Here is a 25,640-nt window from a genome sequence, read left to right on the forward strand (position 1 = left end):
TGTTAGAATCGCCTGATGCCCGGCTTGGCGCCGCACCCGGCGCGAGGCGAGGGGCAAAGCAGCGCAAAGCAGCGGCGAAGTGTGCCGCAACGCGTTTGGCAGGCTCGTTTTCGCCTGAAAAAGATACGGATAATGGATCAATTCGCCAAAGAGACTCTGCCCATCTCCCTCGAGGAGGAAATGCGCCGCTCGTATATCGAGTACGCGATGAGCGTGATCGTGGGGCGTGCGCTGCCCGATGTCCGCGACGGCCTGAAACCGGTGCACCGGCGTGTTCTGTACGCCATGCACGAGCTCAACAACGACTGGAATCGCGCCTACAAGAAGTCCGCGCGTATCGTCGGCGACGTCATCGGTAAGTACCATCCCCATGGCGATTCGGCCGTATACGACACGATCGTGCGCATGGCGCAGGACTTTTCGCTGCGCTACATGCTGGTGGACGGGCAGGGCAACTTCGGTTCCGTCGATGGCGACAACGCCGCGGCCATGCGTTACACCGAAATCCGCATGGCGAAGATCGGCCACGAACTGCTCGCCGACATCGACAAGGAAACCGTCGATTTCGGCCCGAACTACGACGGCAGCGAGAACGAGCCGCTGATCCTGCCCGCGCGCATCCCCAATCTGCTGATCAATGGTTCGTCGGGGATCGCGGTGGGCATGGCGACGAACATTCCGCCGCACAACCTGAACGAGGTGGTCGATGCGTGCCACCACCTGCTCAAGAATCCGCAGGCGAGCGTGGACGAACTGGCCGAGATCGTGCCGGCGCCCGATTTTCCGACGGGCGGCATCATCTACGGCGTGACCGGCGTACGCGAGGGCTATCGCACCGGGCGCGGCCGCGTGGTGATGCGCGCGGCCACGCACTTCGAGGAAATCGATCGCGGGCAGCGCATGGCGATCATCGTCGACGAACTGCCCTATCAGGTGAACAAGCGCTCGCTGCTCGAGCGTATTGCCGAGCTCGTCAACGAGAAGAAGCTCGAGGGCATCTCCGACATCCGCGACGAGTCCGACAAGAGCGGCATGCGCGTCGTGATCGAGCTCAAGCGCGGCGAGGTGCCCGAGGTCGTTCTCAACAACCTGTACAAGGCCACCCAGCTTCAGGATACGTTCGGCATCAACATGGTCGCGCTCGTGGACGGCCAGCCGAAGCTGCTGAATCTGCGGGAAATGCTCGAGTCGTTCCTCGCGCATCGGCGCGAAGTGCTGACGCGGCGCACCGTCTACGAACTCAGGAAGGCGCGCGAGCGCGGCCACGTGCTCGAAGGCCTCGCCGTCGCGCTTGCGAACATCGACGAATTCATCGCGATCATCAAGGCGGCTCCGACGCCACCGATCGCCAAGCAGGAGCTGATGGCCCGCCCCTGGGATTCGTCGCTCGTGCGCGACATGCTCACGCGCGCGGAAAGCGACAACGCCGCAGCCGGTGGGCGCGAGGCGTACCGCCCCGAAGGGCTCAATCCGGCGTTCGGCATGCAGCCGGACGGCCTTTACAGGCTTTCCGACACGCAGGCGCAGGAAATTTTGCAGATGCGCCTGCAGCGCCTCACGGGACTCGAGCAGGACAAGATCATCGGCGAGTATCGCGAAGTGATGGCTCAGATCGCCGATCTGCTCGACATCCTCGCGCGGCCCGAGCGGATCACGGCGATCATCGGCGACGAACTCACCGCGATCAAGGCCGAGTTCGGCGATGCGCGCCGCTCGAAGATCGAACCGAACGCGACCGAGCTCAATACCGAGGATCTGATCACGCCGCAGGAAATGGTGGTCACGATGTCGCACGCGGGCTACGTGAAGTCGCAGCCGCTTTCCGAATATCGCGCGCAAAAGCGCGGCGGGCGCGGCAAGCAGGCCACGCAGATGAAGGAAGACGATTGGATCGACACGCTGTTCATCGCGAACACGCACGATCACATTCTTTGCTTCTCGAACCGCGGGCGCGTCTATTGGGTCAAGGTCTACGAGGTGCCGCAAGGCTCGCGCAACGCGCGCGGCCGGCCCATCGTAAACATGTTCCCGCTGCAAGATGGCGAGAAGATCAACGTCGTGCTGCCGGTGAAGGAGTTTTCGGCAGACAAGTTCGTTTTTATGACAACGGCGCTCGGCACCGTCAAGAAAACGCCGCTCGAGGCTTTCAGCAGACCATTGCGCAAAGGTATCATTGCGGTTGGCCTCGACGATGGCGATTATCTGATCGGCGCCGCGATCACCGACGGTCAGCACGACGTCATGCTGTTCTCGGATGCGGGTAAAGCCGTGCGCTTCGACGAGAACGACGTGCGCCCGATGGGCCGCGAAGCGCGTGGCGTGCGCGGCATGCAGCTCGAGGAAGGGCAGCAGGTCATCGCCATGCTGGTGGCGGGCAGCGAAGAGCAATCGGTGCTGACGGCAACCGAGAACGGTTTCGGCAAACGCACGCCGATCACGGAGTACACGCGCCACGGCCGCGGCACGAAGGGCATGATCGCGATCCAGACCTCGGAGCGAAACGGCAAGGTGGTCGCCGCCACGCTCGTCGATGCGGAAGATCAGATCATGCTGATCACGACGACGGGTGTGCTGATTCGCACGCGTGTAGCCGAGATCCGTGAAATGGGCCGCGCGACGCAGGGTGTTACACTCATCAGCCTCGACGAAGGTACCAAGCTTTCCGGCCTGCAGAAGATTGCGGAGGCGGACGGCGAGGTCGATTTGGATATCGCGGCCGAGGATGGAAGCGGCGCGGACGACGAAAGCTGATCGACAGCCGGCGGGTACGAAAGGATTCATGACTCACGCATGGCGCGCGAGGGCGGGGCAGTGCAACGAATGTTGCGGCAAACCGCGCGCAGCCAGCAAATCAACTCATTTTTTTGAGGGAGTGACGATGCAACGACGATTCAAACAATGGATGCTGCTGGCCGCTTTCGTGCCGACCTTCGCAATGGCGCAAGCCTTGCAGAATCAGGCCCCGGCCGCCTCGTCCGGCGCGAACACGGCCACGACCGCCAACGATCCGGCCAAGCAGGCTGCGATCAAGGAACTGCTGGCCGCGATCGATGCGCAAAAGCTCGTCGGCGCCATCGCCAACAGCGCGCAGATGCAGGCCAAGCAGCTCGTGCCGGCGATCCTGTCCGACGCGCTGTCCGAAAATAAATCGATGAACGACAAGCAGAAGCAGGCTGCCGTTCCCGCGCTGCAGAAGAACGCGGTGCCGAAGCTCGTCGACTCGGCGGGCCAGGTCTTCGCGGGCGACTCGTTCCGTCAGGACGCGATGCAGGCTCAGTACGACGCGTACGGCAAGTACTACTCGACGCAGGAAATCAAGGATCTGACGACGTTCTACAAGAGCCCGACGGGCCGCAAGTTCATCGAGGTGCAGGACCAGGTCGGCCGCGATGTCGTCAACGGCCTGATGCAGAAGTACATGCCGCAATCGATCAAGGCAACGCGCGACCAGGCCGACAAGGAAGTCGCCTCCGTCAAGCCGGGCAAGTAAGCCCGCTTCGATTCGACGCTGGGCAGCCGCCGCTTCGACCAGGAAATGCCCGCCTGCGGGCGGGCACGTTTTGGCGGCTTTCAAGCGACGGTGCGATAATGGCCGTTTGCGCACTACGCGCGAACGGCCATTATCTATTTCTGACAGGCGCGGCTTCGCCGGATGGTCTTTTTTGCCGCTGCGCCGCCTTTTCGAGGAATCTCCGATCATGCGCGTCTTCAATTTCTCCGCCGGCCCGGCCGCGATGCCCGAAGAGGTGTTGCGTCAAGCGGCCGACGAGATGCTCGATTGGCGCGGCAGTGGCATGAGCGTGATGGAGATGAGCCATCGCGGGCGCGAATTCATGTCGATTCATGAAGAGGCGCTCCTCGATTTGCGCGAGTTGCTCGAGGTGCCGGCGAGCCACCATATCCTGTTTCTGCAGGGCGGCGGGTTGGCCGAAAACGCGATCGTGCCGATGAACATGCTGGGCACGCGCAAGACGGCCGATTTCGTCGTCACCGGCTCCTGGTCGATGAAATCTTTCAAGGAAGCGGGCAAGTACTGCACGGCGCACCTCGCGGCAAGCGGCGAGACGGCCGACGGCTATACGCGCGCACCGGCGCGTGCCGAGTGGCAGCTTTCGGACGATCCTGCCTACGTGCATCTGTGCACGAACGAGACGATCCACGGCGTGGAGACGTTCGATATTCCCGATCTCGGCGATATTCCGCTCGTGGCCGATGTCTCGTCGCACATCCTGTCGCGCCCGCTCGACGTCGCCAAGTACGGCGTGCTCTTCGGCGGAGCGCAAAAGAACATCGGCATGGCGGGCGTGACCGTCGTCGTCGTGCGGGAGGATCTGCTCGACCGCGCACTTGCGATCTGCCCGTCGGCCTTCGAATGGAAGACGGTTGCCGCGAACAACTCGATGTTCAACACGCCACCCACCTACGCGATCTACATCGCCGGGCTCGTGTTCAAGTGGCTCAAGCGCCAAGGCGGCGTGCGCGCCATCGAGGCGCGCAATCTCGAGAAAGCGAAGCTGCTCTACGACACAATCGATGCGAGCCGCTTCTATCTCAACAAAGTGGAGCGCAGCTCGCGCTCGAGGATGAACGTGCCGTTCTTCCTCGCCGACGAGTCGCGCAACGAGGATTTTCTGGCCGGCGCGAAGGCGCGCGGGCTGATGCAGCTGAAGGGCCACAAGTCCGTCGGCGGGATGCGGGCGTCGATCTATAACGCGGTGCCGCTCGAGGGCGTGCAAGCGCTCGTCGAGTACATGTTGGACTTCGAGCAGCATCGCGCATGACGATGCGCATGATCGGGCAAGCCGGCATGCCGGTTTGTCGACTTTGATTACGGCCGTTTCACGCATGGACGACGAACTGAATTCCCAGTTGAAGCCGCTGCGCGATCGCATCGACGAGATCGACGCGCAGCTCATAGCCTTGCTGAACCAGCGCGCGGCGATCGCGCTCGAGGTTGGCGAGGTGAAAAAACATTACAACGCGCCCGTGTTCCGCCCGGAACGCGAGCAGCAGGTCATCGCGCGCTTGCAGAAGATCAGCGCGGGCCCGCTCGTGGACGAGCACATCAGCGCCATCTGGCGCGAGATCATGGCTGCGAGCCGCTCCCTCGAGCGTCCCATCACCACGGCCTTTCTCGGCCCCGCCGGCACCTACAGCGAAGAGGCGATGCACGAATACTTCGGCCATTCGATCGAAGGGCTGCCGTGCCTGTCGATCGACGAGGTATTCCGTGCGGTCGAGGCGGGCGGCGCGGAGTTCGGCGTAGCGCCGGTCGAGAATTCGAGCGAAGGCGCGGTGTCGCGCACGCTCGATCTCTTCTTGCAGACGCAGCTTGTGATAGGCGGCGAGATCGCACTGCCGATTCATCACAATCTGCTCACTCTGAGCGGCAAGACCGACGGGCTCACGCGCGTGTGCGCGCATGCTCAGGCGCTCGCGCAATGCCAGCGCTGGCTTGCCACGCACCTGCCCGGCGTCGAGCGCCAGGCCGTGTCGAGCAATGCGGAGGCAGCGCGGATGGCGGCCGCCGACCCGCGCGTCGCGGCGATCGCCGGCGATCGGGCCGCGGCCCGCTACGGGCTGCGGATCGCCTATCCGCTGATTCAGGACGATCCGCACAATCGCACGCGCTTCGTCATCATCGGCCGTGCGCCGACGGGCCCGAGCGGGTACGACCAGACCTCGGTCATCGTCTCGGTCAAGAACGAGCCGGGCGCCGTCATGAGGCTGCTCGAGCCGCTTGCCAAGCACGGCGTGTCGATGACGCGCTTCGAGTCGCGCCCGGCGCGCGTCGGCACCTGGGAGTACTACTTCTATATCGACATCGAGGGCCACCGCGACGACGCCGCGGTAGCTTCAGCGCTCGACGAGCTCGGCAGGAAGGCCGCGTTCCTGAAGATCCTCGGTTCGTATCCGCGCGCGCGTTGAAGCCGCGCAGCGAGAATCCGCCCGCCGTCCGGCCGCGTCGCATTTCGCCGATCGCGGCCGGGCCCTGGCCCCGGTATTACACAGATTACGCAGACAGTGTGCTTTGGAGACATTCATGACCCTGCAATACGGCCCTTCCTATGTGCGTCAGATTGCGCCTTACGTCGCCGGCAAGCCGATCTCCGAGGTCGCGCGCGAATTCGGCCTGGAAGAAGCGCGCATCGTGAAGCTCGCATCGAACGAGAACCCGCTCGGCATGCCGGAATCGGCCAAGAAGGCGATGGCCGCGGCCGTCGCGGAGCTCGGCCGCTACCCCGATTCGAACGCGTTCGAACTCAAGGCGGCGCTTGCCGCCCGCTACGGCGTGCCGGCGGACTGGGTCACGCTCGGCAACGGCAGCAACGACATCCTCGAACTGGCCGCACACGCGTTCGTGGAGAAGGGCCAGTCGATCGTCTACGCACAGTATTCGTTCGCCGTCTACGCGCTGGCGACGCAAGGGCTCGGCGCGCGCGCGATCGTCGTGCCGGCCGTGCGTTATGGGCATGACCTCGATGCGATGCTGGCCGCCATCGAGGAGGACACCCGCCTCGTCTTCATCGCGAACCCGAATAACCCGACGGGCACCTTCATCGAAGGGCCCGCGCTCGAAGCATTCCTGGAAAAGGTGCCCAAGCGTGTCGTCGTCGTGCTCGACGAGGCCTATACCGAGTATCTGCCGGCCGGGAAGCGCTATGACTCGATCGACTGGGTGCGCCGCTATCCGAACCTGCTCGTCTCGCGCACGTTCTCGAAAGCGTACGGTCTGGCCGGGCTGCGCGTCGGCTTCGCGATCGCTCAGCCCGAGCTCACGGACCTGCTGAACCGCCTGCGGCAACCCTTCAACGTCAATTCGATCGCCCAGGCCGCCGCGGTCGCGGCGCTGGCCGATCAGGCGTTCCTCGACGAAAGCGCGGCGCTCAACGCGGCCGGCTATGGCCAGCTCACGCAGGCGTTCGACCGGCTCGGGCTCGAATACGTCCCCTCCTGCGGCAACTTCGTGCTCGTGCGCGTCGGCAACGACGACGGCGCGGGCGCGCGCGTGAACCTCGCGCTGCTCAAGCAGGGTGTGATCGTGCGCCCGGTGGGCAACTACGGGTTGCCGCAATGGCTGCGCGTGACGATCGGGCTGCCGCAGGAAAACGAGGCGTTCGTCGCGGCGCTTGAAAAAGCGCTCGGCGCCTGAGCGACGAGGACCTTCGGCGCGCCGCGTGTCGGCGCGCCCCATGTTTGAGCGGAACCGTTGTGGGTAAGTTTTCTTTCGACAAACTCGTGATATTCGGCGTCGGCCTGATCGGCGGCTCGCTCGCTCGCGCGCTGCGCGAACGGGAAGGCGTGGCCGCGGGCGGCACGATCGTCGGGGTGGGGCGCTCGCTCGCGTCGGTCGAGCGCGCAAGGGTGCTCGGCGTGGTGGACGAGGCCGCTGCGCTCGACGACGACGCGGCGCTTGCGCGTGCACTGATGGGGGCGGACCTCGTGCTCGTGGCGGCGCCGGTTGCCCAGACCGAACCGTTGCTCAGGCGTATTGCCCCCTTTCTCGGCGAGGCGGCGATCGTGACCGACGCCGGCAGCACCAAATCGGACGTCGTCGCGGCCGCCCGCGCGGCGCTCGGCGCGCGCGTGGGGCAGTTCGTGCCTGGGCATCCGATCGCGGGCCGCGAGTCGAGCGGCGTGGACGCGGCGCTGCCCGATCTGTACGTGGGCCGCAACGTCATCTTGTGCCCGCTGCCCGAGAACCGCGCGGCGGACGTCGCGCGCATCGAGGCGCTCTGGCATGCGACCGGTGCGCTCGTGAGCACGATGGACGCGGCGCGTCACGACCGGGTGCTCGCGTCGGTGAGCCATTTGCCGCATCTGCTGTCGTTCGCGCTCGTCGAGCAGATCCTCGGCGCGCCCGATGCCGCGCTCAAATTTTCGTTCGCCGCCGGCGGCTTTCGCGACTTCACGCGTATTGCGGCGTCGAGCCCCGAGATGTGGCGCGATGTCTGCTTGGCCAACCGCGAGGCGCTCGTCGGCGAACTCGACGCGTACACGGCGGTGTTGCAGCGGCTGCGCGCGGCGATCCTTGCAGGCGACGGCGCGGCGCTCGAAGCGGTCTTCGCCCGCTCCCGCGAGGCACGCACGGAATGGCAGGAGCGGGGCGCGAAAATGGCGCCCGCGCGGCCCCGCGGCGATCTCGCACCGGAATAATCAGGAACCGTTATGGAATATCTCGATCTCGGACCGTACGCCAAGGCAGCAGGGACGATCCGCCTACCCGGCTCGAAGAGCATTTCGAACCGTGTGCTGCTGCTCGCGGCGCTCGCCGAAGGCGAGACGACGATCTCGAATCTGCTCGACTCCGACGATACGCGCGTCATGCTCGACGCGCTGGCCAAGCTCGGTGTGCGATTCGCGCGCGAGGGCGATCGCTGCGTCGTCACGGGGACGCGCGGAGCGTTCACGGCGAGGACGGCCGATCTCTTCCTCGGCAACGCGGGCACGGCCGTGCGACCGCTTACGGCCGCGCTCGCCGTCAACGGCGGCGATTATCGCGTGCACGGTGTGCCGCGCATGCACGAGCGGCCGATCGGCGATCTCGTTGACGGCTTGCGCCAGATCGGTGCGCGCATCGATTACGAAGCGAACGAAGGTTTTCCGCCGCTGCGGATCCGCCCGGCCACCATCGATGTCGACGCGCCGATTCGCGTGCGCGGCGACGTCTCGAGCCAGTTCCTGACAGCGCTGCTGATGGCGCTGCCGCTCGTGCGCACGAAATCGGGTACGGCCGAAATCGAGGTCGACGGCGAGCTCATTTCGAAGCCGTACATCGAGATCACGATGCGGCTGATGGCGCGCTTCGGTGTGGAGGTGGAGCGCGAAGGTTGGCAGCGCTTCGCGATGCCGGCTGGCGTGCGCTATCAGTCGCCGGGCTCGATCAAGGTCGAGGGCGATGCGTCTTCGGCATCGTACTTCCTCGCCGCCGGAGCACTCGGCGGCGGGCCCGTGCGGGTCGAGGGCGTGGGCCGCGACAGCATTCAGGGCGACGTCGCGTTCGCCGAGGCGCTTTCCCGGATGGGGGCGAACGTGTCGATGGGCGAGGACTGGATCGAGGTGCGCGGCGTTGGCCACGACCACGGCCAGCTCGAGGCCGTCGACATGGATTTCAACCTGATTCCCGATGCGGCGATGACGATCGCGGTGGCCGCGCTGGCTGCGCGCGGCACGACCACGCTGCGCAACATCGGCAGCTGGCGCGTGAAGGAAACCGACCGCATCGCCGCGATGGCGGCCGAGTTGCGCAAGGTCGGGGCCACCGTCGAGGAAGGCGTCGACTATCTGACCGTGACGCCGCCCGCCAGTCTCACGCCGAACGCGGCGATCGACACCTACGACGATCACCGGATGGCGATGTGTTTCTCGCTCGTGAGCCTGCTGGGGGTGCCCGTACGCATCAATGACCCGAAGTGCGTCGCCAAGACGTTCCCCGATTATTTCGACCGCTTCAAAACGCTCGTGGCCCGCTGAGCACCCGATGAAACCGACCCGTCCCTTTCACCAGACTCCCGTTATTGCCATCGACGGCCCGACCGCGTCGGGCAAAGGCACCGTGGCCGCGCTCGTGGCCGCGCAACTCGGCTTCCACCTGCTCGACAGCGGGGCGCTCTATCGCCTGGCGGCGCTCGCGAGCGTCCGCTACGGTGTGCCGCCCGACGCGCCCGATGCCCTTGCGCAATTGGTGGGCGGCCTCCATATCACGTTCCGCGAGGGCTGTGCCCAACTGGACGGAGCCGACGTCTCGAACGAAATCCGTGCCGAGGAGATCGGCAACCGGGCCTCGGCCATTGCCGTGCACCAGGCGGTGCGAGCCGCGCTCGTGGCCCGCCAGCGGGCCTTTCGCAAGGAGCCGGGGCTCGTCGCGGACGGCCGGGACATGGGCACCGTCATCTTTCCCGATGCGGCCCTGAAGGTGTTCCTGACGGCAAGTGTGGAGGCGCGCGCGGCTCGCCGGTATAAGCAATTGATCCAAAAAGGTTTTTCTGCTAATATGGATGACTTGCTCCGGGATTTGCGCGAGCGGGACGCGCGCGATAGCAATCGCGCCGCCGCGCCGCTCAAGCCCGCGGCAGATGCGCAGTTGCTCGATACCTCGGCGCTCACGGTCGACCAGGCGGTCGACCAGGTGGTGCAGTGGTATCAGGCGCAATAGCCGTAGCAGTGGCAGTAGCTGTTTCGCAGTAGGTGTTTCGCGCGCGCGGCGCGGCTCGAAAGAGTGGCGGCCAGTCAGGCGTCGCGCGAAACGTGGTCTTAACCCTTAACCCCGTATGGCGCCATCGCGCCGCGGCGGGCCGGCGAATGAGCCGGTCGTCAGCGCGAAGCCATGCATTTACGATTTTTATGTCCGACCTGCAAACCTCCAACCCGAATACCGAATCCTTTGCGGCTCTGTTCGAAGAGTCGCTGACCAAGCAAGACATGCGCGCCGGCGAGGTCATCTCCGCCGAAGTCGTGCGTGTCGACCACAACTTCGTGGTCGTCAACGCGGGTCTCAAGTCCGAAGCCTACATTCCCATCGAGGAATTCCTGAACGATCAGGGCGAGGTTGAAGTGCAGGCGGGCGACTTCGTTTCGGTCGCGATCGACGCGCTCGAAAACGGCTATGGCGACACGATCCTGTCGCGCGACAAGGCGAAGCGTCTGGCTTCGTGGCTCTCGCTCGAGAAGGCGCTCGACAACAACGAACTCGTGACGGGCACGATCACGGGCAAGGTCAAGGGCGGCATGACCGTCATGGTCAACGGCATCCGCGCGTTCCTCCCGGGCTCGCTCGTCGACACGCGTCCCGTCAAGGATACGACGCCGTACGAAGGCAAGACGCTCGAGTTCCGCGTCATCAAGCTCGACCGCAAGCGCAACAACGTGGTGCTGTCGCGCCGCGCGGTGATCGAAGCGACGCAGGGCGAAGAGCGCGCGAAGCTGCTCGAGACGCTCAAGGAAGGCGCGATCGTCAACGGCGTGGTCAAGAACATCACCGATTACGGTGCGTTCGTGGATCTCGGCGGCATCGACGGCCTGCTGCACATCACCGACATCGCATGGCGCCGCGTGCGTCACCCGAGCGAAGTGTTGTCGGTCGGCCAGGAAGTTACGGCCAAGATCCTCAAGTTCGACCAGGAAAAGAACCGCGTCTCGCTCGGCATCAAGCAACTGGGCGACGATCCGTGGGAAGGCATTTCGCGCCGCTACCCGTCGGGCACGCGTCTGTTCGGCAAGGTCACGAACATCACCGACTACGGCGCGTTCGTCGAAGTGGAGTCGGGCATCGAAGGCCTCGTCCACGTGTCGGAAATGGACTGGACGAACAAGAACGTTGCACCGTCGAAGGTCGTTCAGCTCGGCGACGAAGTGGAAGTCATGGTGCTCGAGATCGACGAAGATCGTCGTCGTATCAGCCTCGGCATGAAGCAGTGCAAGCCGAATCCGTGGGATGACTTCAGCCGCAACTTCAAGAAGGGCGACAAGATCACGGGCGCGATCAAGTCGATCACCGACTTCGGCGTGTTCATCGGCTTGCCTGGTGGCATCGATGGCCTCGTTCACCTCTCGGACCTCTCGTGGAGCGAGTCGGGCGAGGAAGCCGTTCGCAAGTACAAGAAGGGCGACGAAGTGGAAGCGGTCGTGCTCGGCATCGACGTCGAGAAAGAGCGCATTTCGCTCGGCATCAAGCAGCTCGAAGGCGATCCGTTCAGCAACTACGTTGCAATGAACGACAAGGGCTCGGTTGTCGACGGCACGGTGAAGTCGGTCGATGCCAAGGGCGCGGTCATCGCGCTTACGGCTGACGTCGAAGGCTACCTGCGTGCGTCGGAAATCGCGCAAGACCGCGTCGAAGATGCCCGCAACGTGCTGAAGGAAGGCGACAAGGTCAACGCGATGGTGATCAACATCGATCGCAAGTCGCGCAGCATCAACCTGTCGATCAAGGCAAAGGATTCGGCCGAACAGCAAGAAGCGATGCGCGGTCTTGCAGCCGATACGAGCGCCGCGGCGTCGGGTACGACGAACCTTGGCGCGCTGCTGAAGGCCAAGCTCGACGGCCAGCAGAACCAGTAAGCCTCGAGAGGTCTGCCGCAGTATGACCAAATCCGAATTGGTCGCCCAGCTGGCAGCGCGATTTCCGCAACTTGTCCTCAAGGATGCGGATTTCGCGGTGAAGACGATGCTCGATGCGATGTCCGAGGCACTGGCCAAGGGCCATCGCATCGAAATTCGAGGCTTCGGCAGCTTTGGCCTGAACCGGCGTCCGTCCCGCGTGGGGCGCAATCCGAAGTCGGGAGAGAAGGTGCTCGTGCCGGAAAAGCACGTGCCCCATTTCAAACCGGGCAAGGAGTTGCGCGAGCGCGTCGACCGGCGCGCAGGCGGGCCACTGAAGGACGGCGAAGCCGACGATGACGTGTGAGGAGCGCAGCGGCACTTGCCGCTCGCAAATTGCTCGTTATCGGAGCTGGCCGGGCCGGTACGACACGAAAAAGCGCCTTCGAGGCGCTTTTTTTACGCCCATCGTCCGGCAACATGGCGCGACGGGGCGCGGCCATCCCGCCGTAATCCTTACGTCCACCCCTCGCTTGCGCCGAACGGCAGGGGCTTTCCTTTACAATACGGGCACCTCGGCCCGGCGGCCGCGGGGCGACACCCCTTTGCGCATCGAGCTGTCGCGCACCGCCGAGCGCATGTACAAGTCCTAATCGAGAGAGCCTCTATGAAATTGATCGTCTGGCTGGTCCGTGCGCTGGTGTTCGTCCTGCTGCTCGTGCTCGCGCTCGCCAACACCCAACCGGCTACGCTGAATTTCCTCGCGGGCTATGCGTGGCAGGCGCCGCTGATCCTGATCGGGCTCGCTTTCTTCGGCGTGGGACTGATCGCCGGCATCGTATCGGTGTTTCCGGCCGTGGTCCGGCTGAAGCTCGAGAACGGTCGGCTGAGGCGGGATTTGCGCGCCGCACGCGAAACGCCGGCCGTGGCGGCGGAGCCGCCGATGCCGCCTGTGGTTTGACGCCAGCGCTGTCTCCCGCCGTTTCCGAATTCTTCTCGCATCGCCGACTCTCGCATGGATCTCGATTTCTGGTGGCTGCTCATCATCCCCGTTGCGTTCGCGCTCGGCTGGATAGCGGCCCGCTACGACCTGAAGACACTGCTCTCGGAGAGCAACAATTTGCCGAGGTCGTATTTCCGCGGCCTTAATTTCCTGCTCAACGAGCAACCCGATCAGGCGATCGACGCGTTCATCGAGGTCGTCAAGCTCGACCCGGAAACGGTGGAGCTGCATTTCGCGCTTGGCAATCTGTTTCGCCGCCGCGGCGAGACCGATCGGGCCATCCGCATCCACCAGAATCTTCTGAGCCGGGCCGATTTGCCCGAAAGCGAGCGCGATCACGCGTTGTTCGAACTGGGCCAGGATTTTCTGAAGGCCGGCTTGCTCGATCGGGCCGAAGAGGCGCTCGTGCGCCTCACGAGCGGCGCGCATGGGCTCGGTGCGCAACGGGCGCTGCTCACGATCTACGAGATCGAGAAGGACTGGAAAAAAGCGATTGCGACTGCCGGGCAGATCGAGCAGATGGGCGCCGAGCCGCTTTCCAAGGAGATTGCGCAATTTCATTGCGAGTTGGCGCAGGAAGCGCTCGCCCGCAAGGATGTCGCCGAGGCGCAGGCCGAACTGGCGCTCGCGCTGAAAGCGAACGCCGAAAACGTACGCGCAACGATCCTTGCCGGCGACGTGGCCGCCGCGAATGGCGATCATGAGGCTGCCATCGCGCACTGGCGTCAGGTGGAAAGCCAGAATTCCGCGTACTTGCCGCTCGTGGCGGAAAAGCTCATGAAAACCTATGCGGCGCTCTCGCGCGCCGACGAGGGCGTAGCGCTGTTGACGGGCTATGTCGAGCGCTACCGTTCGAACGATCTGCTCGATATCGTCTATCCACGGGTGGCCGAGCTGCGTGGCGCGGATGCCGCGCACGCGCTTGCACGCGACCAGATGCAGGCTTCGCCGAATCTCGCGGGCATGATCCGGCTCATCGAGGCTCAACTGGCTGCCGCCGAAGAGCCGAGGCGCAGCGAGCTCGAGCTGATTCGCGCCCTCGTCAAACAGCGCACCAAAAATCTGCCACGATACACGTGTCAGAATTGCGGTTTCCGGGCACGCCTCTTTTATTGGCAGTGCCCCGGTTGCAGCGGATGGGAGACGTATGCACCGCGCCGCGTCGAACCGATCACGACCTCTCAGTGACGCGCGTGCGCGTCGGTTGGCGGGCCACGGAATGCGTGCGTCGTTCAGCGCTTCATCGAATACGGGCGGCGGGCCGATGCGCTCAGGGCGTGGCGGTGTGTTTCATCGTGCGCGCCGCCGCTCATTGCGTGCCTTCGCTTGAAGGCCGCCATCAACCAGTGAAACGCGTATGAAAATCACCATTATCGGTACGGGCTACGTGGGCCTCGTCACCGGCGCTTGCCTTGCCGAAATCGGCAACGACGTTTTCTGTCTCGACGTCGACCCGCGCAAGATCGATATCCTCAACAACGGCGGCGTGCCGATCCACGAGCCGGGGTTGAAGGAAATCATCGCGCGCACGCGCGCTCACGGCCGTATTACGTTCTCGACCGACATCAAGGCCGCCGTGGAGCACGGCGAGATCCAGTTCATCGCTGTCGGCACGCCACCCGATGAAGACGGCTCGGCCGATCTCCAATACGTGCTCGAGGCGGCGCGCAACATAGGCCGCTATATGAACGGGTTCAAGGTCATCGTCGATAAATCGACCGTGCCGGTGGGCACCGCCGAGCGCGTGCGCGCCGTCGTCGAAGCGGAGCTTTCCGCGCGCGGCGCCGGCGAACGCTTCTCGGTCGTGTCGAACCCCGAGTTTCTCAAGGAGGGGGCCGCCGTCGAGGATTTCATGCGGCCCGACCGCATCGTGATCGGCAACGACGACGACGAAGCCGGCCGGCTCGCCCGCGAGAAGATGAAGCGGCTCTACGCGCCGTTCAACCGCAATCACGAGCGCACGCTCTACATGGATGTCCGCTCCGCGGAGTTCACCAAATACGCGGCCAACGCCATGCTGGCCACGCGTATCTCGTTCATGAACGAGATGTCGAATCTGGCCGACCGCGTGGGTGCCGATATCGAAGCGGTGCGTCGCGGCATCGGTTCGGATCCGCGCATCGGCTATCACTTCCTTTATGCGGGCGTGGGGTATGGCGGCTCGTGCTTTCCGAAGGACGTGCAGGCGCTCGTGCGCACCGCTGACGAGAACGGGGAGCGGCTGCGCATCCTCGAGGCCGTGGAAGCCGTGAACGCCGATCAGAAGGAAGTCCTCGTGGGCAAGATCGAGCAGGTGTTCGGCGGCGATCTGTCGGGTCGCGCATTCGCCGTGTGGGGGCTGTCCTTCAAGCCCAACACCGACGACATGCGCGAGGCGCCGAGCCGGCGCGTGATCGCGGCGCTGCTCGCGCGCGGCGCCACCATACGGGCCTACGATCCCGTTGCGCTCGATGAAGCGCGGCGCGTCTTCGATCTGGATCTGGCCGGGCGCCCCGAGGAGCGCGCACGGCTCACGTTCGCCCCGAGCCACGAGGAGACGCTCGTGGGCGCCGACGCGCTCGTCGTGCTGACCGAATGGAAGGAGTTCAAGAGCCCCGACTTCGCGCATATGAAGTCGGTATTGAATTCGCCGGTCGTGTTCGACGGCCGCAACCTATACGAACCGCAGGCGATGGCCGAACTGGGCATCGACTATTACGCAATCGGGCGCCCCCATGTCCAAGCAGACCGCAGTTCAACCCATGCAGGCGCCTGATCTCGCGCAGCGCGAGCAAGGCGCGCGTTCCCCCGCTCAACCCTCGCCCGCGGTGCCCGCCGTATCACGCGAACGCCTTGCGCGCTCGCGCGTGCTCGTCGTGGGCGACGTCATGCTCGATCGGTACTGGTTCGGCGACGTGAACCGCATTTCGCCCGAGGCGCCCGTGCCGGTCGTGCACGTGCAACGGCAGGAAGACCGGCTCGGCGGCGCGGCGAACGTCGCGCGCAATGCGGCCGCCATCGGCGCGCAGGCGGGGCTCCTGTGCGTGGTGGGCCACGACGAGCCGGGTGAGCGCATCGTCGAGTTGCTCAAGGACAGCGGCGTCGTGCCGCACCTCGAGCGCGACCCTGAACTCTCGACGACGATCAAGCTGCGCGTCCTCTCGCGTCAGCAACAATTGCTGCGCATGGACTTCGAGAATACGCCTGCGCACGAGGCGCTGCTTGCGGGGCTTGCGCGCTTCGATGCCTTGCTGGCCTCGCACGACGTGGTGCTGCTCTCCGATTACGCGAAAGGCGGCCTCACGCATGTGACCGCGATGATCGCCAAGGCGCGCGCAGCCGACAAACCGGTGCTCGTCGATCCCAAGGGCGACGACTGGGAGCGCTATCGCGGCGCGACGCTGATCACGCCGAACCGGGCGGAGCTGCGCGAGGTGATCGGCCAGTGGAAATCCGAAAGCGACCTGCTCGAGCGCGTGACGGCGCTACGGACGTCGCTCGATATCGCGTCGTTGCTGCTCACGCGCTCGGAAGAGGGCATGACGCTTTTCATGGATGGCAAGGTGCTCAATGCGCCGGCGGTCGCGCGCGAAGTGTACGATGTCTCCGGCGCGGGCGACACGGTGATCGCGACGCTGGCCGTGATGCTCGGCGCCGGCCTGTCGCTCGTCGATGCGGTCGCGCTGGCCAATCGCGCGGCCGGGATCGTCGTCGGCAAGCTCGGTACGGCCACGGTCGACTACGACGAGCTGTTCTCGCCGGCCAACTGACGACGTAGCCGCCGCGAGCGCGGCGGCTGCCTGGCCCGATTTTCACTTTCATCGCGATACGATCATGACTCTCATCGTTACCGGTGCCGCCGGCTTCGTCGGCAGCAACATCGTCAAGGCGCTCAACGAGCGTGGCGAGACGCGCATCATTGCCGTCGACAACCTCACGCGCGCGGACAAATTCAAGAACCTCGTCGATTGCGAGATCGACGATTACCTCGACAAGTCGGATTTCGTCGAACGCTTCGTGCGCGGCGATTTCGGCAAGGTGCGTGCCGTCTTTCACGAAGGCGCCTGCTCGGACACGATGGAAACCGACGGCCGCTACATGATGGACAACAACTTCCGCTACAGCCGCGCCGTGCTCGACGCATGCCTCGCGCAGGGGGCCCAGTTCCTCTACGCGTCCTCGGCGGCGATCTACGGCGGCTCGAGCCGCTTCGTCGAAGACCGCGAGGTCGAGGCACCGCTCAATGTCTATGGCTATTCGAAGTTTCTCTTCGATCAACTGATCCGCCGCGTGCTGCCGGGTGCGAAAAGCCAGATCGCGGGCTTTCGCTACTTCAACGTGTACGGTCCGCGGGAAAACCACAAGGGCCGGATGGCGTCCGTGGCGTTCCACAACTTCAACCAGTTTCGCGCCGAGGGCAAGGTCAAGCTCTTCGGCGAATACAACGGCTACGCAGCCGGCGAGCAGACGCGCGACTTCGTCTCGGTGGAAGACGTGGCCAAGGTCAATCTGTTCTTCTTCGACCACCCCGAGACGTCGGGCATCTTCAATCTCGGCACGGGTCGCGCCCAGCCGTTCAACGATATCGCTTCCACGGTCGTCAATACGCTGCGCGCGCTCGATAATCAGCCGCCGCTGTCGCTCGCCGAGATGGTGCAGCGTGGGCTCGTCGAGTATGTCCCGTTTCCCGACGCATTGCGCGGCAAGTACCAGTGCTTCACGCAGGCGGACCTCACGCGCCTGCGCGCGGCCGGCTACGACGCGCCGTTCCTGACCGTGCAAGAAGGCGTCGATCGCTACGTGCGTTGGCTGTTCGGCCAGCTGTAAGCCGGTCGGGCGTTTGCCTACACTGGGGTTTCTCTGACGGCCCGCATCGGTGTGCCGGCCGTTCCGCCCAACGGAGGTCCCAGTGTTCAAACGATTTCTGCTGTTCACTTTTTTTGCTTCCGCGATCGGCTCGGCCGTTGCCGCCGTCCCGATCGATGTCAATGCGGCCAACGAAGCCGCCTTGCGCAGTCTCAAAGGCATCGGCCCGGTCAAGGCGCGCGCGATTGTGGAAGAGCGCGCCGCGCATGGCCCGTTCAAGGACGCGGCCGACCTGGCCGCGCGGGTCAAAGGGCTCGCTGGCCCCACGCTCGAGCGCCTGCGCAACGAGGGGCTCGCGATCGGCGACTTCCCTGTTCTCGCACCCACTGACGCCGCGCACGTCGCTCCGCGTGCGTCGGCGCGTACCGCCGCCCTGGCCATGAGGCCGTAGCGCCCTGCGTTTCCTCGCTTCGATGTTTGTGCGGCGAGTGTTGGCAGGCAGGCACAGGTCTGCGGCACGTCGTCCCGCCCCCGGGGCTCCTTCACCGTCTGTCGTATGACGGCTTCCCGCGCATCGTCGCGGGCTTTTTGCTTGGGACGCGTGCGTCGCGTCCCTCGGCGGCGGCACCGGCCGGGTCCTTCGCTCAGGGTGTGTCCGAGTGCGGCAAACCCATGAGAGGCGTGTGGGCGTACGGTGCTTTACAATCGTCACAATCCGGGATAGCCCATCCAATGACGAAACGGCGCATCCGCGCAACCGCCCATGCCTTACAAAACCATAGAAGATACCGTCGGCAATACGCCGCTCGTCCAACTCGTGCGCTTGCCCGATGACGAAATCCGCAGCCGCAACAACGTGGTGCTGGCCAAACTGGAGGGGAACAACCCGGCCGGCTCGGTCAAGGATCGTCCGGCGCTTTCGATGATCAAGCATGCCGAGGCGCGCGGCCGTATCAAGCCTGGCGATACGCTGATCGAATCGACGAGCGGCAATACGGGCATCGCGCTCGCGATGGCGGCCGCGATCCGTGGCTACAGGATGATTCTCGTGATGCCGGAGGATCTCTCGGTCGAGCGGCGCCAAAGCATGGCCGCTTACGGCGCGGAGATTCTCCTTACCCCGGTCAAGGGCGGCATGGAGTACGCGCGCGACCTCGCCGAACAGATGCAGCGCGAGGGCAAGGGTGTCATCCTCGATCAATTCGCGAATCCCGACAATCCGCTTGCCCATTACGACGCCACGGGGCCCGAAATCTGGCGCGACACCGAGGGCCGGGTCACGCATTTCGTGTCCTCGATGGGCACCACCGGCACGATCATGGGCGTCTCGCGCTACCTGAAGGAGAAGAACGCCGCGATCGAAATCGTCGGAGCGCAGCCCGAGGAAGGGTCGCGCATTCCAGGCATCCGCAAGTGGCCCGAGGCCTATTTGCCGAAGATCTTCGATCGCAGCCGTATCGATCGCGTGGAAAACGTCTCGCAGTCGGCAGCCGAAGCCATGGCGCGCCGCCTCGCTTCCGTCGAAGGCATTTTTGCCGGGATTTCATCGGGGGGCGCCTGCGAAGTGGCGCTGCGCCTCGCGCGCCAGCTCGAAAACGCCACGATCGTGTTCATCGTCTGCGATCGCGGTGACCGTTACCTTTCGACGGGCGTTTTTCCGGCCTGATGCGTTGATCGCCCGCGGCGTCAGTTTATGGCCGACGCGGGCTTGGGCGCGGCCGTCGCGCTCGCATCGGCGGCGAGCATGCGGGCCTTCACGCGCTGGCCGAGCTCGTATACCGCGAGCGCGTAAAAGAAGCTGCGGTTGTAGCGCGTGAGCGCATAAAAGTTCTGCAGGCCCAGCATATACTCCGTGGGCTGTCCGGGCGTGGGCAGATCGATGACGAGTACCGGCGTGCTGCTCTCGGCATCGACATCGAGCCCGGGCTCGTCGAGGAGCATCCCGGCGCGCGTGAGCTGCGAGAGCGGCCAGTGCGGCTCGGGCCGCCCATCGGCCGCCGCCTGGGCGATGCCGATGCTGCCTGCGTCGTGCGCGATCTTCCACACCACGGGTTGCCCGGTATTCCAGCCGTTCTCCCTCAGATAGTTCGCTACGCTGCCGATGGCATCGGCCACGCTTGTGCGCAAATCCACATGATTGTTGCCCTCGTAGTCGACCGCATATTTCACGATGCTGCTGGGCAGGAATTGCGGAATGCCGATGGCGCCCGTGTAAGAGCCGCGCACCGATTTCGGGTCGAGTTGCGCGTTGCGCGTCCAGACGAGAAAGTCCTCGAGATTTTTTCTGAACGTCATCATCCGCTCGGCCCGGTTCGGCGTGTTCGGATAGTCGAAGGCCAGCGTCGTCAGCGCGTCGAGCACACGGAAATTGCCCATGTATCGGCCGTAGATCGTCTCCACGCCGATGATGCCGACGATGACTTCCGGCGGCACGCCGTATTGTTCATAGGCGCGCTGCAGCGTGGCGCGATTCTCGCGCCAGAATTTCATGCCTGCGCCGATCCGCACCGGGTCGAGAAAGCGCGCCTCGTAGGCGTGCCAATTCTTGATGGACGGTGTGGGAGATGGCGTGACGAGCTTGACGACCGTGGCCGAGTAATCGGCGCTTGCGAAGAGCGCATGCAAGGTATCGGGATCGAAATCGTAGCGCGCCACCATGTCGTCGATGAAGGCGTTGACGTCGGCATTGTTGGCATAGCGCTGCGGAACGATTTCTTCCTCGAACGTATGGTTCTGCGCGGCGGGCGATGGGTTGTCGCTGGTGGCCGCGGGTGCCGATGGCGCGCTCGACGAGGGCGGTGGTGCGGTCTGAGCCACGGCGTTGGCGCCGGCGGCGGCCGCGAAAGCGGTCAGTGCAGCGACGGCGGCAAGACGCAACCGCTGGGCTGTGCGTGAGGCGAAAATGACGGTCATCTTGGATAGAGAGCGAACGACGGTGCGCAGAGCTGGGTTCGGCGCAGTATAACGAACGCTCGCGGTGCGCGAAACCGGCATTCCGGCGAGCATGCCCGAGCGTGGTGGCGGGCAGGCACGGGCCGGCCTCAGGCGCATGGGTGTGTCCGCGCTGTGGTAACGTAATCGCGTTTCGGGCTCGAAGCCGATAGAGGAGACGTGCCGTACGCGGCAGGCGAACGAACATGGCGACTGCTTTTTTCACCCACCCCGACTGTCTGCTGCACGAGATGGGCCCGGAGCACCCCGAATGCCCGGAACGGCTGCAGGCGATCGAAGATCAACTGATCGCGAGCCGCATCGGGCCGCTCCTGCAGCGCGATGTGGCGCCGCTCGCCAGCCTCGACGATCTCGCCCGCGTCCATACCCGCTCGCACATCGATTACATCCATAGCCGTTCGCCCGGCGAGGGCCATGCATGGATCGACCCCGACACGGCGATGAACCCGCACACTTGGCAGGCGGCGTTGCGCGCGGCCGGCGCCGCTGTCGCGGCTACCGACGCCGTCATCGAGGGCCGCTACGAAAACGCGTTTTGCAGCATACGCCCACCCGGCCATCACGCCGAGCCCGCACGCGCGATGGGCTTCTGCTTTTTCAACAACGTCGCCATCGCCGCGCGACGGGCGCTCGACGTGCATGGCCTCGCGCGCGTGGCCGTCGTCGATTTCGACGTGCATCACGGCAACGGTACCGAAGCCGCGTTTACGGGCGACGAGCGCGTGCTCATGTGCAGTTTCTTCCAGCACCCTTTCTACCCGTTCAGCGGCGCGGACAATCATGCGCCCAACATGGTCAATCTGCCGATGCCGGCGCGCACGAAGGGCGATGTCGTGCGCGAGGCGATCGACATGATCTGGCTGCCGCGTCTCGACGAGTTCAAGCCCGAGATGATCTTCATCTCGGCGGGTTTCGACGCGCATCGCGAGGACGATCTGGGGAACATGGGGCTCGTGGAGGACGATTACATCTGGATCACCGACCAGATCGTACGCGTCGCGCGGCGCCATGCGCGCGGGCGCATCGTAAGCTGCCTCGAGGGCGGCTATAACCTGTCGGCGCTCGGGCGCAGCGTCGTCGCGCACGTGCGCGCGCTCGCCGACATCTAAGCGCGATGGCGGTCGCGCGATCGCGAGCCGAGGAGGGAGGTCCGCAATGAACGTCAACGAATCGTTGCCGGTGCCATCGGGTGGGACACCCGGCGCCGGCGTGTTGCAGATCGAGCACGCGGCCTACGGGCTGCCCGGTGTGGTGCGGCTCACGCTCAATCGACCCGATGCGTTCAACGCGCTATCGGAGCAGTTGATCGCCGAATTGCACGCTGCGTTGAAGACGCTCGCCGCGAGCGAGGCACGCGTTGTCGTCATCGCGGCGGCCGGTCGCGCGTTTTGCGCGGGCCACGATCTCAAGGAGATGCGCGCAACGCCGACGCTCGAGTACTACCAGGCGCTCTTTACACGCTGCTCGGCGCTGATGCTGACGATCCAGCGCATGCCGCAGCCTGTCATCGCGCGCGTGCAGGGCACCGCGACCGCGGCGGGCTGCCAGCTCGTGGCCATGTGCGATCTGGCCGTTGCTGCCGATACCGCGCGGTTCGCCGTTTCGGGGATCAACGTCGGCCTCTTTTGTGCAACGCCGGCCGTGCCGCTTTCGCGCAACGTTTCGCGCAAGGCCGCCTTCGAGATGCTGATGACGGGCGAGTTCATCGACGCGGCCCAGGCACGCGAGCAAGGACTCATCAATAGCATGGCGCCGCTCGATGCGCTCGATGCCGAGGTCGTTCGTCTTGCCTCGAGCATTTGCGCCAAGCCCGCCGCCGCCGTGCGCGCGGGCAAGGCGCTCTTCTATCGGCAGATCGAGACGGGAATCGAAGCCGCCTATCAGCTCGCCGGCCAGACGATGGCGTGCAATGCCATCGACGAAGCAACGCAGGAAGGTCTCCAGGCGTTCGTGGAAAAGCGTCCGCCGAACTGGAAGCGTTGAGCGCGGCGGCGCGTCCATCGCGCTGTTACGGCGTGGCGCGCGCGAGGATCCATCCCGCCAGCGCGGCGATGACCTCGGTGCGGTCGAGATCGTTCATCGTTTCGTGATAGCTGCCGTTGTAGATCGCAAGCGTGCGATCGCGCGAGCCGACCTGCGCGGCGAACGCGCGGCTGCCGTCCGGTTCGGTCAGCTTGTCCTCGCTGCCGTGAAAAACGAGCACCGGCAGCGTCAGGCCGCCGCGACCGCGTTCGATGCGCGCCATGGCGGCGAGAATCTCCGCGCCGGTGCGCGCCGGTATGCCTCCGTGATGCACGAGCGGGTCGCGGCGATTCGCTTCGACGACGGCCGGATCGCGCGAGAGTAGCGCGGGCTCGATTCTCATGGCGGGAAAGCGTGGCCAGAGGCGGCTCACGATGCGGCTCGCCACGATCATCCAGCGCGGGACGTCGCGGCCCGGTGCGAGTGCCGCGCTCGATAGCACGAGGCCGGCGACAGGTCGATGCCCGGCAGCGAAGCGCGCCAGCCGTTCGACTGCGAACAGAGCGGCGATCGCGCCGCCCATGCTGTGTCCCATCAGAAAAAGCGGCACGCCGGGCCGGGCCGCCGCCGCCAGCAGCGCCTCGAGATCGAGCAGGTACTCGTCGATGCGCGTTACCCATGCGCGTGGGCCGGGCGAGCGGCCATGGCCGCGCAAATCGATGGCGACGAGCTCGATGCCCGCCGCGTTGAGCCGTTCGGCCAGCGCGGCGTAGCGGCCCGCATGTTCGGCCAGCCCGTGTACGAGCGCAACGACGGCGCGTGGTGCGGCATCGCGTCGCGGCAGCCAGCGGTAAAGCGCGAGGGACTGCCCGTCCGCAGCCCGTATGGTGCCGTACTGGGCGTCGGTGCCGGACGGCGCCGATTCTGCTTCCACGCTTGCCATGAGCGCTGTCTCCTGTGTTTTTGTGCGGCACGAGCCGTCCTCAATGGTAGCGGGGGCGGGCGGTTGCGCGGCCGGTCGAGGGCCTCTAATTTCTTCCGGTTATGTGCGGCTGCGCATTAATTATTAAACGCTATTTGTGCGCCGCGATAAAATAACCGGCTGTTCCAAGCGAGCCACGGCGGCCGGCTGTCGAGATGCGTGCGACGCTGATCGATGGCTGCCCGCCGTTTTGCCTTTTCATGATCGAACTACGCAAAATATTTCAGCGCTATCCGGGCCCGCAGGGGCCGGTCGACGCGCTGCACGACATCAATCTCGCGATTCCCGGGGGCGAGATCTTCGGCATCATCGGCCGCAGCGGCGCGGGCAAGAGCACCCTCGTGCGCACCATCAATCTCCTCGCGCGCCCCAGTTCGGGGGACGTGGTGGTGGCCGGACGCACGCTCACGGCGTTGCCGCCGGCCGAGTTGCGAGAAGCCCGTCGTGAAATCGGGATGATCTTTCAGCACTTCAACCTGCTGAGCTCGCGCACCGTCTTCGAGAACATCGCGCTGCCGCTCGAACTCACGGGGATGAAGCGCCACGCGATCGAAGCGGCGGTGCTCCCGCTCATCGAACTCGTCGGCCTGACGGCACAAAAAGACCGCTACCCCTCGCAGATCAGCGGCGGGCAGAAGCAGCGCGTCGGCATAGCGCGCGCGCTCGCGAGCAAGCCCAAGGTGCTGCTTTCGGATGAAGCCACCTCGGCGCTCGATCCCGAAACCACACGTTCGATTCTCGAACTGCTGAAGCGGATCAACCGCGAACTCGGCCTGACGATCGTGCTGATCACCCACCAGATGGAAGTGATCAAGCAGGTTTGCGACCGCGTGGCGGTGCTCGATGCGGGCAAGATCGTCGAGGCGGGCAACGTCGTGGACGTTTTCCTGCAGCCGCGGCACGAAGTCACGCGCGCGCTGCTCGGCGACGTCATCGCGCACGAGTTGCCGAGCGCCGTGAAGGCGCGCGTGGCGAAGCATCTGGAAACCGGCGCGGGCCAACTGCTGCGGCTCGCGTTTGCCGGCGGCAGCGTCGATCGCCCCGTGCTGTCGGAGGCGATCCGTCGTTTTGCGCTGGACGTGAACATCCTGCACGGGCAGATCGATGAAATTCAGGGCCGCCCGTTCGGCTCGCTCGCGGTGCTGGCCGACGGCGAGCGCGGGCAGCTCGACGCGGCGCTCGCGTTCCTGCGCGAGCAGGGCGTTGTCGTGGAGACCCTTTCGCATGTTTGAAGAAATGTTTTCGATGTTCGTCGAGTCGTTTTGGGAAACGCTCGTCATGGTCGGGATATCGGGCGTGCTCGGCGCGCTTGTGGGCTTGCCTCTCGGCGTGCTGCTGCATTTGACCGATCGCGGCGGCGTGCTCGAGCACCTCACCGCAAACCGCGTCATGGGCTTGACGGTCAATGCCGTACGCTCCACGCCCTTCATCATCCTGCTCGTCGCCGTCATCCCGTTTACGCGGCTCGTCGTGGGCACCTCGATCGGCACAGCTGCGGCAGTCGTGCCGCTGACGATCGCGGCGGCGCCGTTCATCGCGCGCCTCGTGGAAACGGCGTTGAGAGAGGTCGATCGCGGCCTGATCGAAACGGCCACGGCGCTCGGCGCGACGACGCGGCAGATCGTCTTCAAGGTGCTGTTGCCCGAGGCGCTGCCCGGCATCGTCGCCGGGCTGACGATCACTTTCGTTTCGCTCGTCGGCTATTCGGCCATGGCCGGCGCGATCGGCGGCGGGGGGCTGGGCGATCTCGGCATCCGCTACGGCTATCAGCGCTTCCTGCCCGAAGTGATGCTGGCCGTGGTCGTGATCCTGATCGTCTTCGTCCAGTTGGTGCAGTCGTTCGGCGACTGGCTCGTGCGGCGGCTCAGCCACCGCTGAGCCTCGAAGGCGCCTTTAGAGGCATTGATCGAGATTCCG

The 25,640-nt window shown here is 65.1% G+C and carries 23 protein-coding genes; 21 read left to right on the forward strand and 2 right to left on the reverse strand.

The window, feature by feature from the left end; all coding sequences use genetic code 11:
• The first annotated feature begins 132 nt into the window (after positions 1-132).
• The 17 genes from gyrA to cysM all read left to right on the forward strand — a co-directional run bounded on the left by gyrA (position 133) and on the right by cysM (position 19,493).
• The gene (gene gyrA, locus U0034_RS16155; RefSeq protein ID WP_085226709.1) at positions 133-2,751 is read left to right on the forward strand and encodes a DNA gyrase subunit A; all 2,619 of its coding nucleotides are present in this window, start codon (positions 133-135) and stop codon (positions 2,749-2,751) included.
• Positions 2,752-2,878: 127 nt separating this feature from the next.
• Positions 2,879-3,490 carry a DUF2059 domain-containing protein gene (locus U0034_RS16160; RefSeq protein ID WP_085226711.1) on the forward strand — a complete coding sequence of 204 codons (612 nt, stop codon included), beginning with the start codon at positions 2,879-2,881 and terminating at the stop codon, positions 3,488-3,490.
• Between the two features lie 208 nt (positions 3,491-3,698).
• A complete protein-coding gene (serC, locus tag U0034_RS16165) occupies positions 3,699-4,781 on the forward strand; it encodes a 3-phosphoserine/phosphohydroxythreonine transaminase (RefSeq protein WP_085227239.1) in 1,083 nt (360 codons plus the stop codon).
• Positions 4,782-4,845: 64 nt separating this feature from the next.
• A complete protein-coding gene (gene pheA / locus U0034_RS16170) occupies positions 4,846-5,928 on the forward strand; it encodes a prephenate dehydratase (RefSeq protein WP_085226713.1) in 1,083 nt (360 codons plus the stop codon).
• 115 nt (positions 5,929-6,043) lie between these two features.
• Positions 6,044-7,153, forward strand: coding sequence for a histidinol-phosphate transaminase (gene hisC, locus U0034_RS16175; protein ID WP_085226715.1), 1,110 nt, complete (start codon positions 6,044-6,046; stop codon positions 7,151-7,153).
• A 59-nt stretch (positions 7,154-7,212) separates the two neighbouring features.
• The gene (locus U0034_RS16180; RefSeq protein WP_114717871.1) at positions 7,213-8,157 is read left to right on the forward strand and encodes a prephenate dehydrogenase; all 945 of its coding nucleotides are present in this window, start codon (positions 7,213-7,215) and stop codon (positions 8,155-8,157) included.
• A 12-nt stretch (positions 8,158-8,169) separates the two neighbouring features.
• Positions 8,170-9,474, forward strand: coding sequence for a 3-phosphoshikimate 1-carboxyvinyltransferase (aroA, locus tag U0034_RS16185; protein ID WP_085226719.1), 1,305 nt, complete (start codon positions 8,170-8,172; stop codon positions 9,472-9,474).
• A gap of 7 nt (positions 9,475-9,481) precedes the next feature.
• Positions 9,482-10,156 (forward strand): (d)CMP kinase, encoded by a 675-nt coding sequence (cmk, locus tag U0034_RS16190; RefSeq protein ID WP_085226722.1) that lies wholly within the window; start codon positions 9,482-9,484, stop codon positions 10,154-10,156.
• A 146-nt stretch (positions 10,157-10,302) separates the two neighbouring features.
• The gene (gene rpsA, locus U0034_RS16195; RefSeq protein WP_327197019.1) at positions 10,303-12,060 is read left to right on the forward strand and encodes a 30S ribosomal protein S1; all 1,758 of its coding nucleotides are present in this window, start codon (positions 10,303-10,305) and stop codon (positions 12,058-12,060) included.
• Between the two features lie 22 nt (positions 12,061-12,082).
• On the forward strand, positions 12,083-12,406 hold the full coding sequence (locus U0034_RS16200) for an integration host factor subunit beta (RefSeq protein WP_085226726.1): 324 nt from the start codon (positions 12,083-12,085) through the stop codon (positions 12,404-12,406).
• Between the two features lie 300 nt (positions 12,407-12,706).
• A complete protein-coding gene (locus tag U0034_RS16205; protein WP_085226728.1) occupies positions 12,707-13,000 on the forward strand; it encodes a LapA family protein in 294 nt (97 codons plus the stop codon).
• A gap of 54 nt (positions 13,001-13,054) precedes the next feature.
• Positions 13,055-14,230 (forward strand): lipopolysaccharide assembly protein LapB, encoded by a 1,176-nt coding sequence (gene lapB, locus U0034_RS16210; RefSeq protein WP_085226730.1) that lies wholly within the window; start codon positions 13,055-13,057, stop codon positions 14,228-14,230.
• A gap of 169 nt (positions 14,231-14,399) precedes the next feature.
• A complete protein-coding gene (locus U0034_RS16215; protein WP_085226732.1) occupies positions 14,400-15,797 on the forward strand; it encodes a UDP-glucose dehydrogenase family protein in 1,398 nt (465 codons plus the stop codon).
• On the forward strand, positions 15,784-16,791 hold the full coding sequence (gene rfaE1 / locus U0034_RS16220; protein ID WP_170151683.1) for a D-glycero-beta-D-manno-heptose-7-phosphate kinase: 1,008 nt from the start codon (positions 15,784-15,786) through the stop codon (positions 16,789-16,791). The genes U0034_RS16215 and rfaE1 overlap by 14 nt, the downstream gene beginning before the upstream one ends.
• Before the next feature lie 64 nt (positions 16,792-16,855).
• On the forward strand, positions 16,856-17,848 hold the full coding sequence (gene rfaD, locus U0034_RS16225) for an ADP-glyceromanno-heptose 6-epimerase (protein ID WP_085226736.1): 993 nt from the start codon (positions 16,856-16,858) through the stop codon (positions 17,846-17,848).
• Between the two features lie 82 nt (positions 17,849-17,930).
• A complete protein-coding gene (locus U0034_RS16230; RefSeq protein ID WP_085226738.1) occupies positions 17,931-18,278 on the forward strand; it encodes a ComEA family DNA-binding protein in 348 nt (115 codons plus the stop codon).
• A gap of 312 nt (positions 18,279-18,590) precedes the next feature.
• A complete protein-coding gene (cysM, locus tag U0034_RS16235) occupies positions 18,591-19,493 on the forward strand; it encodes a cysteine synthase CysM (RefSeq protein WP_085226740.1) in 903 nt (300 codons plus the stop codon).
• 20 nt (positions 19,494-19,513) lie between these two features.
• Here the strand turns inward: cysM and mltB are convergent, their stop codons facing one another.
• Positions 19,514-20,740, reverse strand: a complete 1,227-nt coding sequence (gene mltB / locus U0034_RS16240) for a lytic murein transglycosylase B (protein WP_085226743.1) — start codon at positions 20,738-20,740, stop codon at positions 19,514-19,516.
• Between the two features lie 224 nt (positions 20,741-20,964).
• On the opposite strand from mltB, the gene U0034_RS16245 reads away from it, so the two are divergent.
• Both U0034_RS16245 and U0034_RS16250 read left to right on the forward strand, forming a co-directional pair.
• Positions 20,965-21,888 carry a histone deacetylase family protein gene (locus U0034_RS16245; RefSeq protein ID WP_085226745.1) on the forward strand — a complete coding sequence of 308 codons (924 nt, stop codon included), beginning with the start codon at positions 20,965-20,967 and terminating at the stop codon, positions 21,886-21,888.
• Positions 21,889-21,934: 46 nt separating this feature from the next.
• Positions 21,935-22,762, forward strand: coding sequence for an enoyl-CoA hydratase (locus U0034_RS16250; RefSeq protein WP_085226747.1), 828 nt, complete (start codon positions 21,935-21,937; stop codon positions 22,760-22,762).
• 25 nt (positions 22,763-22,787) lie between these two features.
• Here U0034_RS16250 and U0034_RS16255 read toward each other — a convergent pair whose 3' ends face one another.
• The gene (locus U0034_RS16255; RefSeq protein WP_085226749.1) at positions 22,788-23,684 is read right to left on the reverse strand and encodes an alpha/beta hydrolase; all 897 of its coding nucleotides are present in this window, start codon (positions 23,682-23,684) and stop codon (positions 22,788-22,790) included.
• A gap of 239 nt (positions 23,685-23,923) precedes the next feature.
• Between U0034_RS16255 and U0034_RS16260 the strand changes: the two genes are divergently transcribed.
• Positions 23,924-24,955, forward strand: coding sequence for a methionine ABC transporter ATP-binding protein (locus U0034_RS16260; RefSeq protein ID WP_085227240.1), 1,032 nt, complete (start codon positions 23,924-23,926; stop codon positions 24,953-24,955).
• Complete coding sequence (locus tag U0034_RS16265; RefSeq protein ID WP_085226751.1) at positions 24,948-25,601, forward strand: methionine ABC transporter permease; 654 nt, start codon at positions 24,948-24,950, stop codon at positions 25,599-25,601. Before U0034_RS16260 ends, U0034_RS16265 begins: the two co-directional genes overlap by 8 nt.
• Positions 25,602-25,640: the final 39 nt, after the last annotated feature.

The sequence above is a fragment of the Trinickia caryophylli genome, from assembly GCF_034424545.1.
Lineage (GTDB): Bacteria > Pseudomonadota > Gammaproteobacteria > Burkholderiales > Burkholderiaceae > Trinickia > Trinickia caryophylli.

Coding starts and splice junctions, on each gene's coding strand:
- gyrA (WP_085226709.1), top strand. CDS start 133: ATGGATCAATTCGCCAAAGAGACTCTGCCCATCTCCCTCGAGGAGGAA.
- U0034_RS16160 (WP_085226711.1), top strand. CDS start 2,879: ATGCAACGACGATTCAAACAATGGATGCTGCTGGCCGCTTTCGTGCCG.
- serC (WP_085227239.1), top strand. CDS start 3,699: ATGCGCGTCTTCAATTTCTCCGCCGGCCCGGCCGCGATGCCCGAAGAG.
- pheA (WP_085226713.1), top strand. CDS start 4,846: ATGGACGACGAACTGAATTCCCAGTTGAAGCCGCTGCGCGATCGCATC.
- hisC (WP_085226715.1), top strand. CDS start 6,044: ATGACCCTGCAATACGGCCCTTCCTATGTGCGTCAGATTGCGCCTTAC.
- aroA (WP_085226719.1), top strand. CDS start 8,170: ATGGAATATCTCGATCTCGGACCGTACGCCAAGGCAGCAGGGACGATC.
- cmk (WP_085226722.1), top strand. CDS start 9,482: ATGAAACCGACCCGTCCCTTTCACCAGACTCCCGTTATTGCCATCGAC.
- rpsA (WP_327197019.1), top strand. CDS start 10,303: ATGAGCCGGTCGTCAGCGCGAAGCCATGCATTTACGATTTTTATGTCC.
- U0034_RS16200 (WP_085226726.1), top strand. CDS start 12,083: ATGACCAAATCCGAATTGGTCGCCCAGCTGGCAGCGCGATTTCCGCAA.
- U0034_RS16205 (WP_085226728.1), top strand. CDS start 12,707: ATGAAATTGATCGTCTGGCTGGTCCGTGCGCTGGTGTTCGTCCTGCTG.
- lapB (WP_085226730.1), top strand. CDS start 13,055: ATGGATCTCGATTTCTGGTGGCTGCTCATCATCCCCGTTGCGTTCGCG.
- U0034_RS16215 (WP_085226732.1), top strand. CDS start 14,400: ATGAAAATCACCATTATCGGTACGGGCTACGTGGGCCTCGTCACCGGC.
- rfaE1 (WP_170151683.1), top strand. CDS start 15,784: ATGCAGGCGCCTGATCTCGCGCAGCGCGAGCAAGGCGCGCGTTCCCCC.
- rfaD (WP_085226736.1), top strand. CDS start 16,856: ATGACTCTCATCGTTACCGGTGCCGCCGGCTTCGTCGGCAGCAACATC.
- cysM (WP_085226740.1), top strand. CDS start 18,591: ATGCCTTACAAAACCATAGAAGATACCGTCGGCAATACGCCGCTCGTC.
- mltB (WP_085226743.1), bottom strand. CDS start 20,740: ATGACCGTCATTTTCGCCTCACGCACAGCCCAGCGGTTGCGTCTTGCC.
- U0034_RS16245 (WP_085226745.1), top strand. CDS start 20,965: ATGGCGACTGCTTTTTTCACCCACCCCGACTGTCTGCTGCACGAGATG.
- U0034_RS16250 (WP_085226747.1), top strand. CDS start 21,935: ATGAACGTCAACGAATCGTTGCCGGTGCCATCGGGTGGGACACCCGGC.
- U0034_RS16255 (WP_085226749.1), bottom strand. CDS start 23,684: ATGGCAAGCGTGGAAGCAGAATCGGCGCCGTCCGGCACCGACGCCCAG.
- U0034_RS16260 (WP_085227240.1), top strand. CDS start 23,924: ATGATCGAACTACGCAAAATATTTCAGCGCTATCCGGGCCCGCAGGGG.
- U0034_RS16265 (WP_085226751.1), top strand. CDS start 24,948: ATGTTTGAAGAAATGTTTTCGATGTTCGTCGAGTCGTTTTGGGAAACG.